The organism is Brachybacterium sp. UMB0905 (genome assembly GCF_002871795.1).
In the GTDB taxonomy this organism is placed as follows: Bacteria; Actinomycetota; Actinomycetes; order Actinomycetales; family Dermabacteraceae; genus Brachybacterium.
The window spans coordinates 19430-32837 of the sequence record NZ_PNHL01000005.1; the positions used below are offsets into that span (position 1 = coordinate 19430).

A 13408-nucleotide genomic window follows, 5' to 3' on the forward strand; every position below is an offset into this window, starting at 1 on the left:
GCTTACGCCGGGCGCGTGTAACGGCTGCTGCTTGCGTGCTCGCCCACCAGCAGGGAGCGCAGCTGCCAGGGCTGATCATGCGCCGGCGCCCGCAGCACCGGCGGGGAATCGCCGCCCACGGTCCGATGGGTGGTGGACAGGCACAGCTCATCGAGCACACCGGCGTGCAGCAGCCATCCCAGGGTCGACGGACCGCCCTCGGCCTGGATGCCGCGCAGCCCCCGCGCCGCGAGCAGCGCGATGACCTGCTGTGGGGTATCTGCCCCCAGCACCCGCTCCCGCGGCAGCCCTGAGCGCTCCGCCGCGTCCTTGGCCCCCGCGGCGGGGGTGATGAGCAGCGTGGTGCCGTCCGGATCCACCCCGCGGGGCAGCTCACCGCTGCGGGAGAGGATCGCCAGCACCGGGCGGTCCCCGCCGCCGGGCCGACGGGAGGGCGTGAGCAGCCCCGCATGCCCCTGCACCTGGGTGTAGTCCTCCGCTCGCGCCGTCTGCGCCCCCACCAGCACCACATCTGCGAGGGCCCGCAGTACCGAGAACACGAGCGAGTCATCCGGATTGCGCAGCGGGCCGCTCGTCCCATCGGCCCCCACCACCGCCCCGTCGATCGTCGTGTTCATCATGGCGCGCACCCGCACGGCATCGCGCGGCAGCGCATACAGCTCGGCGAGCAGCTGCACCCCCGCGGCGTTATCGCGCACCGGCAGCGAGGCAGGCAGCACCGCACCATGGCGCAGCAGCAGATGCATCGAACCTCCCCGGGGACAGCAGGCGGCGCCTCGGGGCATGTCCCCGTCGGCCCACCGGACCATGTGGTACCGATCATCCCGCAGGCTCGCGGCTCACCGCCAGCTCACGGCCTGCGCCTAGACTCGGCCGGGTGATCGAAGCCCTCAGCGACCGCCGGCCCGAACCGTCTCTCGAGCGCATGCTCGCAGACCTCGTGCCCCCGCCGCGGTTCGCGAGCGCCCGCCTGGACACCTACGTGCCCGACCCCGCGCACGCCTCCCAGCAGGAGGCCAAGGAGCGCATCGCCGCCTTCGCCGCCGCGCTGGACCGGCCCCGCGGGGGGATCCTCTCCAAGCTGCGGCGCCGCAGCGAACCCGCCCGCGGCATCTACCTCGACGGCGGCTTCGGGGTCGGCAAGACCCACCTGCTGACCTCCCTGTTCCATGAGGCGGGCGGCCAGCGGGTGTACGGCACCTTTGTGGAGTACACGGACCTGGTGGGGGAGCTCGGCTTCCAGAAGGCCGTGGACCTGCTGGCTGAATCCCGGCTCGTGTGCATCGACGAGTTCGAGCTCGACGACCCCGGCGACACCCTGCTCATGACCCGGCTGATCCGCGAGCTGTCCGACCGGCAGGTCGCGATCGTCGCCACCTCCAACACCCTCCCGGACGCCCTGGGGGAGGGGCGGTTCGCCGCCCAGGACTTCCTGCGAGAGATCCAGGCGATGGCGGAGCGTTTCGAGGTGCTGCGGATCGACGGTGAGGACTACCGGCGCCGCGACTCCACCGCCGAGATCACCGCCGTGGCCGAGGAGGCGCTGCGCGAGCACGCTGCTGCGGCCGATGGTGCCACGCTCGATGCCTTCGAGGACCTGCTGGCCCACCTCACGCAGGTGCATCCCTCCCGCTACGAGGCGCTGATCGACGATGTGCGCGCCGTCCACCTCACCGGGGTGCGGGGCCTGACGCATCATCACGACGCGCTGCGCTTCGTGGTGCTCATCGACCGTCTCTACGATCAGCAGATCCCGGTGCTGCTGTCCCTCGCCGGGGCGGGGGATCAGGGGGTGCTCGAGGACCTGTTCACCCCCGAGATGCTCACCTCCGGGTACCGCAAGAAGTATCTCCGGGCCCTGTCACGCTTGGCCTCCCTCACCCGCGACGGCGCCGCCCTGCTGGGCTGAGCAGCCTGCCTCAGCGGCACGGCCCCGTGGCGGGCAGTGCCGGTCAGGCGAGCTGCAGCACGATCACGCCCGGGCCTGGGAGGTACCCCGGATCTGCGGCATCGGCGCCGAAGCTCGCGAGCACCCCATCGGCCGCAGAGATCCCGGCCTGATCGAGCACCTGCGCCGCCTCGAGCGGCTGCTCTCCCTGGTGGGCGAGCACGCCGATGCTCCCGCGGCGCAGCAGCACGGTCTGCTCGCCCAGCACGGTCACCTCCGCGGAGCGCAGATCCGGGTCGCGCAGGTCCTCGTGCTCGCGCCGCAGCCGCAGCAGCGTGCGATACCACTCCAGCATCACCGCATGCGGGGCCTGCTCCCGCTCTTCCCAGCGCAGCAGCGCGGAGGTGAAGGTCTGCTCCTGCTGCGGGTCCGGGACCGGATCGGACCAGCCCATCGCCGCGAACTCCTCGGCCCGGCCAGCGCTGACCAGGGGGCCAAGCTCTTCGTCATGGTCGGTGAAGAAGGGGAACGGCGTCGAGGCCGCCCATTCTTCCCCCTGGAACAGCATCGGCGTGCCCGGCCCCAGCAAGATCAGCGCGGCCGCAGCCGCATGCAGCGCTGGCGGCAGGCCATGGTGAATGCGGTCACCGGCCGCCCGGTTCCCCACCTGGTCGTGGTCCTGCAGGAAGGTGACGAAGGAATGCGCGTCATAGTCGGTGCTCGCGGGATCCACCGGGGCACCCCACGTCTGCCCGCGGAAGGAGGAGTAGCTGCCGTCATGCAGGAACATGCCCGTCAGGACCTTCGCCAGTGCCTCGGCGGACCCGAAATCGCCGTAGTAGCCCTGGCGCTCGCCGGTGATCCACGCATGCACCCCGTGGTGCACATCATCGGCCCACTGCATATCCATCCCGAGCCCGCCAACAGCAGTAGGCGAGACGGTCGTGGGCTGATTGCGATCCGATTCCGCGATGAGGGTGAGGGGCCGTCCGGTCTCCTCCTCCCAGGCGGTGACGGCATCGGCGAGCTCGGCGAGGAAAGGCTGCGATGCTTCCTCATCGCGCAGCTCATGCACGGCATCCAGCCGCAGGCCATCCACCCCCACGTCCACGAGCCACTGCCGGGCGCTGCCCAGCAGGAAGGCACGCACCTGCGCGGAGCCCTCCTGGTCGAGGTTGACCGCATCGCCCCACGGGGTCTGGTAGTGCTCCGTGAAATACGGGCCGAACATGCCCAGGTAGTTCCCGGAAGGCCCCAGATGGTTGTGCACCACATCGAGCAGCACCGCGAGGCCGCGCCGATGCGCCGCCGCGACGAAACGGGCCAGCGCCGCCGGGCCCCCGTAGGCGGCATGCGTCGCATACAGGCCCACCCCGTCGTATCCCCAGCCGCGGGAACCGGGGAAAGTCGCCACCGGCATGAGCTCTACCGCGTCCACTCCCAGGTCCACCAGCTCATCAAGACGCTCAATCGCGCTGTCCAGGGTGCCGCCGCGGCCGTCCGGGCCGGGCGTGAACGTGCCCACGTGCAGCTCGTACAGCACCGCCCCGCGCAGGTCAGCGCCCCGCCAGCCGACGTTTTCCCGCAGGGCCCGCGGATCGACCACCTCGGACGGCGCATGGACCCCGTCGGGCTGGGACAGCGAGCGCGGATCCGGCAGCCACAGCGGCCCGCCATCGAGCCGGAAAGCGTAGCGTTCCCCGGGCCGGGCCGGCCGATCAGGCAACTCGAACCACCCCTGGCCACACGGGCGCAGCGGATGGATGACCCCCTCCACCTGCACGTCCACAGCGGACGCGGCGGGGGCCCACACCTCGTAGCGGTCGTAGGCACGCTCCGGCACGGGGCGGCTCATCGGGTGGTCTCCGGCGCGGCCGACGGGGCAGCGGCCGGCACGAGCAGCGCCACCGGCCAGCCGCTGAGCAGCTCGGCGAGGGGCAGGCGTCCGCCGTCATGCTCGGCCCCGGTGAGCAGGTCGCGCCACCGCCCCTCAGGCAGGGCGATCCAGTTCTCGCCCCAGCCGCCGCGCCGCTCAAGGCCGCTCGCCAGGCGCGTGACCACGGTGACTGCTTCCACCGGCCCGTCGGCGACGGCGCGACCGAAAGCCACGGCGTGCGCGGTGGTCGTGGGCAGCGGACGGTAGGAGGCCTCCCGGCCGCGGAACAGCTCGGGCCGCTCCCTGCGCAGCACGAGCGCCCGATGCGTCAGCCACTGCTTCTCATCGCCGAGCCCCTCCGGCCCGGCACCGTCGATCATGCGGACCAGGCGCTCGGCATGCGCGGCATGATCCACCGGGCGGCGGTTATCGGGATCCACGAGGGAGAAGTCCACCCGCTCATTGCCCTGATACACATCCGGCACGCCCGGCATTGTCAGCTGCACGAGCTTCTGCCCGAGGATCGCGGCGCGCTGCGCGCTCGCGGTGCGGCGGTTCCACTGCGCGAGGATCTCGGCGACCTCCGCACTGGTGATCGCGGCGCGGCCCAAATCCTGGACCTGCTGCTCATAGTCGGCGTCCTGCTCAGTCCAGGTGGTGTGCACTTTCGCTTCGCGCATCGCCTTGGCGAGGTAGCTCTCGAGCCGCTCGGCATCCAGCGGCGGCGCGTCACAGCCGGGCAGCGGGGAGCAGCCAGCCAGCACCTGCCACAGCAGCAGCTCGATCGCGCCATCCACGCGGTCGCCACGGTGCGCACTCGTCGTGCGATCCAGCTCCTGAACCACCAGGGACCACTCGAGCGGCAGCTCCGTCAGCACCGCCAGGCGTGCGCGCACGTCCTCGCTGCGCTTGGTGTCATGCGTGGACAGCGTCGTCATCGCATCGGGGTAGGTGCGCAGCATGTGCTGGGCGTGATCGTGCAGCTCATCGGGCTCCACGCCGATCCGCTCCGGATCCGCGCCCACCTCCGTCACCGGCGCGAAGCGGGTGTAGCGGTAGAAGGCGGTGTCCTCCAGGCCCTTGGCGTGCACTGGCCCGCAGGTCTGGGCGAAGCGCACCACCACTTCGTCGCGCTCGGCGCGCCGGGTGCGGCCCGCGCTGCCCACCTCATCGCCGCACACGAGCGCCAGCACGATCTCGAGCGTCGCCGTGAGATCCTCATCGTCCCCCAGCTCGGTGCGGGCCCGGGCCGCCGCCTGCTCGAGCACCGCCCTTTCGGATCCGGGCGCCGGCTCCCCGGGCACGATGTAGGCGCGGTAGCGATCCATCGACCCCAGCAGCGCCACGATCACGGTCTGGATGTTCCGCCGCGTGGTGTCCCGCAGCCGGATGTCCTCTTGGCAGATGCGGTGGATCAGCGTGGTCAGCCGCTCGATCTCCGCCCACAGGCTGGTGGACATGATCAGCGCCGCAGACTCCCGGGCGATCTCCGCGAAGGGGCGCAGATCCCCGGTGCGACGCTGCCACAGATGCGTCAGCCCCAGCGCGCCATGCGGATCATGGAACAGCCCGCCCACGCGCCATAGCGCGTCATAGCCCGTGGTGCCCGCACAGGGGAAATCGGAGGGCAGATGCTCCTCGCCCTCCAGGATTTTCTCCACCACCGTCCAGGCGCCCCCGGAGGCTGCGTGCAGATCCCGCAGGTAGCCGCGCGGATCGGCGAGCCCATCGGGATGGTCGATGCGGTAGCCGTCGATCACGCCCTCAGCCTGCAGGCCCAGCAGCAGCTCATGGGTGGCCGCGAACACCTCGGGGTCCTCCACTCGCACCGCCGCGAGGGTGTTCACATCGAAGAAGCGCCGGTAGTTCAGCTCCTCATCGGAGACCTTCCAGTACGCCAGGCGGTACCACTGGCGATCCAGCAGATCCGCGAGCCCCAGATGCTCGGTGCCCTCCGCGACCGGCAGCACGTGCTCGAAGTACCGCACCACCGTCTCGGTGCGCACCGACCCGTCGGCCTGCGGCACATCGACCTCATCCAGGGCGATCTCACCATCGGCGAGGACCGCGCCGATCGGGCGGCCCAGCACCGGCACCAGCAGGGACCGTTCGGCCGAGAGCTCTACGTCGAACCACGCCGCGTACGGGGAGGCGGGGCCCTCGCGCAGCACCGACCACAGGGCGCGGTTGTGCCAGATCGGGGTGGGGATCGCCATGTGGTTGGGGACCACATCGACGATCAGGCCCATGCCGTGGTCATGCGCCTGCGCGGCGAGGCGCCGCAGGGCCGCCTCACCGCCGATCTCCGCGCTGATGCGCGTGTGGTCCACGACGTCATAGCCATGCATCGACCCGGGCGCGGCCTGCAGGACGGGTGAGCAGAACAGGTGCCCGACGCCGAGCCGCGCCAGATACGGCACCACCCGCACCGCGTCATCGGCGGTGAACTCCGCGCTCAGCTGCAGCCGGTAGGTCGACGTGGGGGCGGCAGGCGCAGCGGGCGGAGTGGAGGTCAGGGAGGTGGGGGCGGCGGGTGCGGTGCTCACGATGGGGCTCCTCGGCTCGACGGCTGGTCGGCCGGGCGCGCTGGCGCAGCCCGGCCGACGGGGCAGGTTGGTCTCAGGCGCGGGCCGGACGGTCCGTGTCCGCGCTCTCGGTCTCCTCGGCGTCCAGGTCCATTGGCGGACGCAGGAGGATCAGCAGGGAGTGGCCCGGTCGGGTCAGCGTCGCGCCGGCCTCGAGCGTGGTGCCCACGTCGATCGTGTCGCCGGTGCCCAGGACCACCTCCCACTGCTCCCCGTGATGCGCGGGCGGCAGGGTGAAGTTCACGTCATTGCCGGAGGCGTTGAACATCACCAGGGCGGAGTCGTCCACGATCTGCTCGCCGCGCTGATTGGGCTCGGGGATCGCGGAGCCGTTGAGGAACATGGTCAGGCACTTGTTCTGCGCCTCGTCCCAGTCCTCCTGGGTCATCGGCTCCCCGTCGGTGGCGAACCACTCCACATCCGGCAGTTCGCTCTCGGCGCCGTCGCGCACCGTGCCCTGCAGGAAGCGGCGCCGCCGGAAGATCGGATGCTCCTGCCGCAGGGCGATCATCTCCCGGGTGAAGGCCAGCATGTCCTGCTGGTGTGCATCCAGGTCCCAGTCCATCCAGGACAGCTCATTGTCCTGGCAGTAGGTGTTGTTGTTGCCGTCCTGGGTGCGGCCCATCTCGTCGCCGTGCAGGATCATCGGCACGCCCTGGCTGAGCAGCAGCGTGGCCATGAGGTTCTTCGCCCGACGGGTGCGCAGCGCCAGCACGTCCGCATCCTCCGTCGGCCCTTCGGCGCCGGAGTTCCACGAACGGTTGTGGCTCTCGCCGTCGTTGCCGCCCTCGCCGTTGGCCTCATTGTGGCGGTCGTTGTAGGAGACCAGGTCCCGCAGGGTGAAACCGTCGTGCGCGGTGACGAAATTGATCGAGGCGATCGGGGTGCGGCCGGTGTGCTGGTACAGATCCGACGAGCCGGCCAGACGCGAGGTGAAGTCGGCGAGCTTGCCCGGCTCAGAGCGGTGGAAGTCCCGCACTGTGTCGCGGTACTTGCCGTTCCACTCCGACCACAGCGGTGGAAAGCCGCCCACCTGGTAGCCGCCCTCGCCCAGATCCCACGGCTCGGCGATCAGCTTCACCTGGGAGATGATCGGATCCTGCTGGATGATGTCGAAGAACGCCGACAGGCGATCCACCTCGTGCAGCTCCCGGGCGAGCGTGGAGGCCAGATCGAAGCGGAAGCCGTCCACGTGCATCTCGGTCACCCAGTACCGCAGCGAGTCCATGATCAGCTGCAGCACATGCGGCGTGCGCATGAGCAGCGAGTTCCCGGTGCCGGTGGTGTCGTAGTAGTGGGAGCGGTCCTCCTCCACCAGGCGGTAGTAGGCGGCGTTGTCGATGCCGCGGAAGCACAGGGTGGGGCCCATGTGGTTGCCTTCGGCGGTGTGGTTGTAGACCACGTCGAGGATCACCTCGATGTTCGCTTCGTGCAGGTTCTTCACCATCTGCTTGAACTCTTGGACCTGCTGACCCGCGTCCCCGGCGTAGGCGTACTCGTTGTGCGGGGCGAAGAAGCCGATGGTGTTGTAGCCCCAATAGTTGCGCAGGCCCTTCTCCACCAGGTGGCCGTCCTGGACGAACTGGTGCACGGGCATCAGCTCCACCGCCGTGACACCCAGCTCCTTGAGGTGCTCGATGATCGCCGGGTGACCCATCGCCACATAGGTGCCCCGGATCGACTCATCGATGTCCGGGTGCTGCATGGTCAGGCCCTTGACGTGGGCCTCGTAGATGACGGTGTCGTGGTACTCATGGGCCGGGGGGTGATCGTTGCCCCAGTCGAAGTAGGGCGAGACCACGACGGAGTGCATGGTGTGCGCACCGGAGTCCTCGGTGTTGCGCTGGGCGTGGTCATCGAAGTCGTAGCTGTACAGCGAAGGATGGTTGGAGGCCATGCCGGCGATCGCCTTCGCGTACGGGTCCAGCAGCAGTTTGCTGGGGTCGCAGCGGTGCCCGGAGGCCGGGTCGTAAGGGCCGTGCACGCGGTAGCCGTATCGCTGACCGGGCTGCACCGCGGGGAGGTAGACGTGCCACACGTAGGCGTCGACCTCGGTGACCTCGATGCGACGCTCGCTGCCGTCATCGTCGATGAGGCACAGTTCGACGCGCTCGGCGACCTCCGAGAAGAGTGCGAAGTTCGTGCCCGAGCCGTCGAAGGTGGCACCCAGGGGGTAGGACTGTCCGGTCCAGATCTGCATGGGCTCAGAGTACGTGCCATCATCGCCCGGCCCGGTGGTTGCAGCGTGTCTGTGCGGGGTCGGTCACCTGGTGGACATCTCCGCGTGACCTGGATGACCATCGCGGGGTGATGCGCAGGGCAGCGGGGAGAGCACAGAAACGGCCCCGGCAGCTACCGGGGCCGTTCAGGGCGTGGGCGATACTGGGATCGAACCAGTGACCTCTTCCGTGTCAGGGAAGCGCGCTACCGCTGCGCCAATCGCCCGCTGCGTCCGAGGACGCGAGGGAGGGATGGAGCGGACGACCGGATTCGAACCGGCGACCCTCACCTTGGCAAGGTGATGCTCTACCAACTGAGCTACGTCCGCAGGTGTCAGGCGCTGTGCTGAGCGGGGTGTGCTCGGCGGCATGACCGACGAGGAAGAACAGTAGTCCGCATCGATGGCTCGAGGCAAATGCGCGGGGCCGGCCGTGGCCGAGGTCACCGGGGGTGAGTCCTGGGGACTCACCGGCAGTGGATCGGATGTAGGTCACACTGGATCTGGCGTGAACCGCACCGAAAAGCGTGTAGGCTTCTTCGAGTCCGCTTCCGAGCGGGCGCACCGAGGGCGATTGGCGCAGCGGTAGCGCGCTTCCTTCACACGGAAGAGGTCACTGGTTCGATCCCAGTATCGCCCACGCGGGATCCACGGATCCCCCGTGCGGACATAGCTCAGCTGGTAGAGCATCACCTTGCCAAGGTGAGGGTCGCCGGTTCGAATCCGGTTGTCCGCTCCGAGGAACGGCGCCTCGACGATCCCGTCGGGAGCGCCGTTTCGCATGGAGGGGCGGCGCACGCCATCTCCCTGGTGGGTTGGCCGAGTGGTTAGGCAACGGCCTGCAAAGCCGTGTACACGGGTTCGAATCCCGTACCCACCTCTCCGCGACGCGCAGGCGTCGTCGGCGCGATTGGCGCAGCGGTAGCGCGCTTCCCTGACACGGAAGAGGTCACTGGTTCGATCCCAGTATCGCGCACGGGAAGCAGGGCCCCGATCTTCGGATCGGGGCCCTGTCGCATGCCGGATAACCTCGTGTCGCAGGACTGCGACAGACGCGCCGCACCTGGTACACCGATGCGACGTTTCTCCGCCGGACGATACGTAGTCTCCTACTCGTCAGCGCGGAGACGCCGCGCATCACGATGGGGGAGGACCACCATGACCACGGCCGCACGCACATCCGTCATGTCGCGCCGCGGAGCTGTTGCGCTCGCGCTGCTCGGCGCGGCGAGCCTCACCGGCTGCTCCTTGAGCCTCGGCGAGGAGAAGAAGGACTCCGGTGTCTCTGGGGGAGAGGGCGAGAACGCCCCGCAGGAGGACGGGCAGGAGCCGTCCGACGGCAGCGGACCGCAGGACGGCACCGAGCCGGCCGCCTCTGACGGCGGCGGCGATGAAGACACCGTCATCGATGAGGAGACGCAGGCCGCGGGCGTGAACCCGGCCGACCTCGGAGAGCCCGTCTTCACCGCCGAGATCCCTGCCGTCGTGGACGGCGACCCCGAGGCGACGATGACCGTCTCGCTGTACGGCCTGCGCCGCAGCGGCGAGACCCTCATCGCCACCTTCAGCTTCCTCGTCAATTCCTCAGCGAAGGACGTCGAGTCCTCCTGGCTCTGGGACTACCTGGGGGGCCAGGGCTGGAACCCGTTCGCGGTGGACACCGTGAATCTCAACCGCCACGGTGTCATGAAGTCCGACCAGAACCAGTACACGCAGACCGAGTACCAGGGAACGGAATTCCTGCCCGGGCAGACGTTCTACGCCTTCGCCATGTTCGCCGCCCCGCCGAAGGACGTCACCACGATGGATGTCAACCTGGTCGACGGCGCTCCGATGGCGACCGACGTGGAGATCGAAGGATGAGCGCCGCACCCGCCCCGCAGGCCACCTGGAGCCGACGCGGAGCCGTCATGCTGCTCGGCCTTGCCGCCGTGGGACTGGCCGGCCGTGCCCTCGCCGATGGCGAGGAGAACATCTCGCCCCTGGACCCGATGATCGCCCCGCTGGACAAGCAGATCACGCCGCTGGAGACCGTCGACCGCGACGGTGAGGACACGGTCATCACCCTCGCCTCCGACATCCTGTTCGAGACCGGCAAGAGCGACCTCAGTGACGCGGCGACCGCCAAGATCGGGAAGCTCGTGAAGGATGTCCCGAAGGGGGTGGAGATCCTCGTCGACGGGTACACCGACAATGTGCCCTACCAGCGCGGTAACGACGTGCTGTCGAAGGAGCGTGCGCAGGCGGTGGCCGATGCGATCACCGCATCGCGATCGGATCTGAAGCCGAAGGTCACCGGACACGGCGAAGCCGACCCGGTGGCCAGCAATGACGAGCCCGATGGCCGCGCCCAGAACCGTCGGGTGGAGATCCGCTATGACGGCTGACATTGAACCGGGCGGGGCTGCCGGCCCCGCAACCGGATCCTGACCGGAAGGACACCGATGCTCCCTCCCGCTACTCGGCCGAGGATCCTTCTCGTCGACGACGATGCGACGATCCGCGAGCATCTCGGCCCGGTGCTCGAGCGCAACGGCCTCGAGGTCACTACGGCCATCGACGGTGCCGATGCCCTGCGCCGCATCAGCTCGCGGCGCCCGGACCTCGTGATCCTCGATGTGCTCATGCCCGTGCTGGACGGCCGCGAGACCCTGCGGCGCATCCGCGCCGAAGGAGATTGGCTGCCCGTCATCCTGCTCACCGAGGTGGGGGAGACCTTCGAGCGGGCCGCCGCGCTGGATGAGGGGGCCGATGACTACCTCACCAAGCCCTTTGACCCCCTCGAGCTGCTGGCCCGCATTCGCGCGGTGCTGCGCCGCAGCATCGCCGGGGTAGCGCCCCTGAGCGCGGCCGAGGCCCTGGTGGCTGGGAACGTGCGGCTCGAGCGCCCCGCTCGGCGCGTGCTGCTGGACGGACGGGAAAGGGCGCTCACGCCGCGTGCATTCGCGCTGCTGGAGTTCCTCATGAGCCATCCCGACGAGGTGTTCAGCAGGGAGCGCCTCATGGAACGCGTGTGGGGCTTCGAGTCGATCGTCACCACGCGCGCGGTAGACCACCGCATCGCTGAGATCCGCCGCGTGCTCGAGGACGATCCCTCCACCCCGATCTACCTCGAGACCGTTCCCGGCACGGGGTATCGCTTCCTGGCTGCGGTGGAGCGCGCATGAGGCGCTTCCTCCTGTCCGCTCTGCTCGCCCTGCCCGCACTGGGCCTGGTGACGAGCCTGGTGTGGTGGCTGCTCGGCGGCGGCCCTGACTACCGCATCACCGGCTCCCTCACCTGGGTTCCGGTGCTGGTGGGGCTCCTCGCCGCCCTCGCCCTGTTGCCCACCCTCGCCGTCGGGGCGCTTGTGCGCCGGCGCGAGGAGCATGTCCGCGCCGAAGCTCAGCAGGAGCATGCGGAACGGCGCCGACGACTGCTGGCCCGGCTGGATCACGAGATGAAGAACCCCATCCAGGGGATCCGGGCGGCGCTCGCCGATGAACCCTCCGACCGGCAGCGTGCCAGCATCGACCTGCAGGCTCGCCGCCTCAGCGGGCTGCTGGGGGATCTGCGCAAGATCAGCGAGGTGGAGCACGCCACGCTGGAGCGCTCCACCGTCAACCTCGCCGAACTGGTCGATGAGGTGGTGCTCTGCGCCGGGGAACTGCCCGGCGCATCCCAGCGCCGGCTCGGCATCTCCCTGCCGCGAGCACCCCGTCCGCTGCCACCGGTGAGCGCGGACTCCGACCTGCTGTTCCTGGCACTCAGCAATGTGCTCACCAACGCTGTGAAGTACTCCGCGCCCGGGGACGCGATCGAGATCCGGGGCCGCGAGGAGGACGGCCAGGTGGTGCTCGAGATCGCCGATACCGGGCGCGGCATCCCGGCCGATGAGCTGGCCCTGGTGTGGGAGGAGCTCGAACGCTCCCGCGAGGTGCGGGGGACGGAAGGTTCCGGACTCGGACTGCCCATGGTGCGCGCGATCATGGAGCGTCACGGCGGTACGGCAAACCTCGCCTCCTGGCACGGCCAGGGATCTACAGTCACGCTGCGCCTGCCGGCCGCACCCGCAGGAGGCTGAGTGGGAACGGGTGCACACGTGAGGCTCCTCACGTAGGGTGATTGCGAGCCGCACATCCAGCTCGGCGCACGCCGGGTACGACGTCGAAGGAGACATCATGCGAGTCCTCGTCATCCGCGCCCACCCCCTGGGCTCCGACAAGTCCCGTTCCATGGCCATGACCGATGCTTTTCTCGAGGGGCTGCGCAGTGCACATCCCAATGCCGCGGTGGATGAGGTCCGGCTGTACGACACCGCCGTCCCGGAGATCGACCTCGACCTCATGAGCGCATGGGAGGCCCAGGCCGCGGGGGAGCACTTCTCGCATCTCTCGGCGCAGCAGCAGAACAAGCTCGCGCTGTTCGACCAGTACACGAAGCAGTTCCTCGCTGCGGACCTCGTGGTGATCGCCAACCCCCTGTGGAACCTCTCGATCCCCACCCGTCTGAAGGCCTGGATCGACACCGTCTGCCGCTCCGGCATCTCTTTCCGCTACAACGAGTCCGGGGAGCCCGAGGGCCTGATCACCGGGAAGAAGGTCGTTCACCTGCAGGCCAGCGGCGGTCACTTCAACCAGCAGGATCCTGCCACGCAGTACGTCGCAGGAATGTTCCGTTTCCTGGGCTGCGAGGTGGAGTCCTACGCCGCCGAGGGCATGGACCACGAACCGGACCGGGCCGAGGAGATCATGCAGCAGGCCCTTGCTGCGGTGCGAGAGCTCGCGGCGAGCCTGTGACCGCAGAAGAGTGTTTCTAGCCGCACAGAGCTTCTGGCCGCACAGAGCTTCTGGCCGATCGGC

At 69.3% G+C, this 13408-nt stretch carries 10 protein-coding genes and 6 tRNA genes; 10 read left to right on the forward strand and 6 right to left on the reverse strand.

Annotated features, from left to right (window positions below):
* Positions 1-2: 2 nt before the first annotated feature.
* Positions 3-746, reverse strand: coding sequence for a dihydrofolate reductase family protein (locus CJ197_RS05775; RefSeq protein ID WP_102235801.1), 744 nt, complete (start codon positions 744-746; stop codon positions 3-5).
* Positions 747-877: 131 nt separating this feature from the next.
* Between CJ197_RS05775 and zapE the strand changes: the two genes are divergently transcribed.
* Positions 878-1909, forward strand: coding sequence for a cell division protein ZapE (gene zapE / locus CJ197_RS05780; RefSeq protein ID WP_102235802.1), 1032 nt, complete (start codon positions 878-880; stop codon positions 1907-1909).
* Positions 1910-1952: 43 nt separating this feature from the next.
* On the opposite strand, the gene treZ is transcribed toward zapE, so the two are convergent.
* From treZ to CJ197_RS05805, 5 genes are all read right to left on the reverse strand, one after another.
* Complete coding sequence (gene treZ, locus CJ197_RS05785) at positions 1953-3743, reverse strand: malto-oligosyltrehalose trehalohydrolase (RefSeq protein ID WP_102235803.1); 1791 nt, start codon at positions 3741-3743, stop codon at positions 1953-1955.
* The gene (treY, locus tag CJ197_RS05790) at positions 3740-6310 is read right to left on the reverse strand and encodes a malto-oligosyltrehalose synthase (RefSeq protein ID WP_233190666.1); all 2571 of its coding nucleotides are present in this window, start codon (positions 6308-6310) and stop codon (positions 3740-3742) included. The genes treZ and treY overlap by 4 nt, the downstream gene beginning before the upstream one ends.
* A gap of 73 nt (positions 6311-6383) precedes the next feature.
* Positions 6384-8549, reverse strand: a complete 2166-nt coding sequence (gene glgX / locus CJ197_RS05795; RefSeq protein ID WP_102235805.1) for a glycogen debranching protein GlgX — start codon at positions 8547-8549, stop codon at positions 6384-6386.
* A 173-nt stretch (positions 8550-8722) separates the two neighbouring features.
* Positions 8723-8794, reverse strand: a tRNA-Val gene (locus CJ197_RS05800).
* 27 nt (positions 8795-8821) lie between these two features.
* Positions 8822-8897: transfer RNA gene (locus tag CJ197_RS05805), tRNA-Gly, on the reverse strand.
* 238 nt (positions 8898-9135) lie between these two features.
* On the opposite strand from CJ197_RS05805, the gene CJ197_RS05810 reads away from it, so the two are divergent.
* The 9 genes from CJ197_RS05810 to CJ197_RS05850 all read left to right on the forward strand — a co-directional run bounded on the left by CJ197_RS05810 (position 9136) and on the right by CJ197_RS05850 (position 13345).
* Positions 9136-9207, forward strand: a tRNA-Val gene (locus CJ197_RS05810).
* Positions 9208-9230: 23 nt separating this feature from the next.
* Positions 9231-9303, forward strand: a tRNA-Gly gene (locus tag CJ197_RS05815).
* 73 nt (positions 9304-9376) lie between these two features.
* A tRNA-Cys gene (locus CJ197_RS05820) sits at positions 9377-9447 on the forward strand.
* A gap of 24 nt (positions 9448-9471) precedes the next feature.
* Positions 9472-9543: transfer RNA gene (locus tag CJ197_RS05825), tRNA-Val, on the forward strand.
* Between the two features lie 182 nt (positions 9544-9725).
* On the forward strand, positions 9726-10430 hold the full coding sequence (locus tag CJ197_RS05830; RefSeq protein WP_102235806.1) for a hypothetical protein: 705 nt from the start codon (positions 9726-9728) through the stop codon (positions 10428-10430).
* On the forward strand, positions 10427-10954 hold the full coding sequence (locus CJ197_RS05835; protein ID WP_233190667.1) for an OmpA family protein: 528 nt from the start codon (positions 10427-10429) through the stop codon (positions 10952-10954). The genes CJ197_RS05830 and CJ197_RS05835 overlap by 4 nt, the downstream gene beginning before the upstream one ends.
* 57 nt (positions 10955-11011) lie before the next feature.
* Positions 11012-11734 carry a response regulator transcription factor gene (locus CJ197_RS05840; RefSeq protein WP_102235807.1) on the forward strand — a complete coding sequence of 241 codons (723 nt, stop codon included), beginning with the start codon at positions 11012-11014 and terminating at the stop codon, positions 11732-11734.
* On the forward strand, positions 11731-12630 hold the full coding sequence (locus CJ197_RS05845; RefSeq protein WP_102235808.1) for a sensor histidine kinase KdpD: 900 nt from the start codon (positions 11731-11733) through the stop codon (positions 12628-12630). The genes CJ197_RS05840 and CJ197_RS05845 overlap by 4 nt, the downstream gene beginning before the upstream one ends.
* A 97-nt stretch (positions 12631-12727) precedes the next feature.
* Positions 12728-13345 (forward strand): FMN-dependent NADH-azoreductase, encoded by a 618-nt coding sequence (locus CJ197_RS05850; RefSeq protein ID WP_102235809.1) that lies wholly within the window; start codon positions 12728-12730, stop codon positions 13343-13345.
* The last annotated feature ends 63 nt before the right edge of the window (positions 13346-13408 follow it).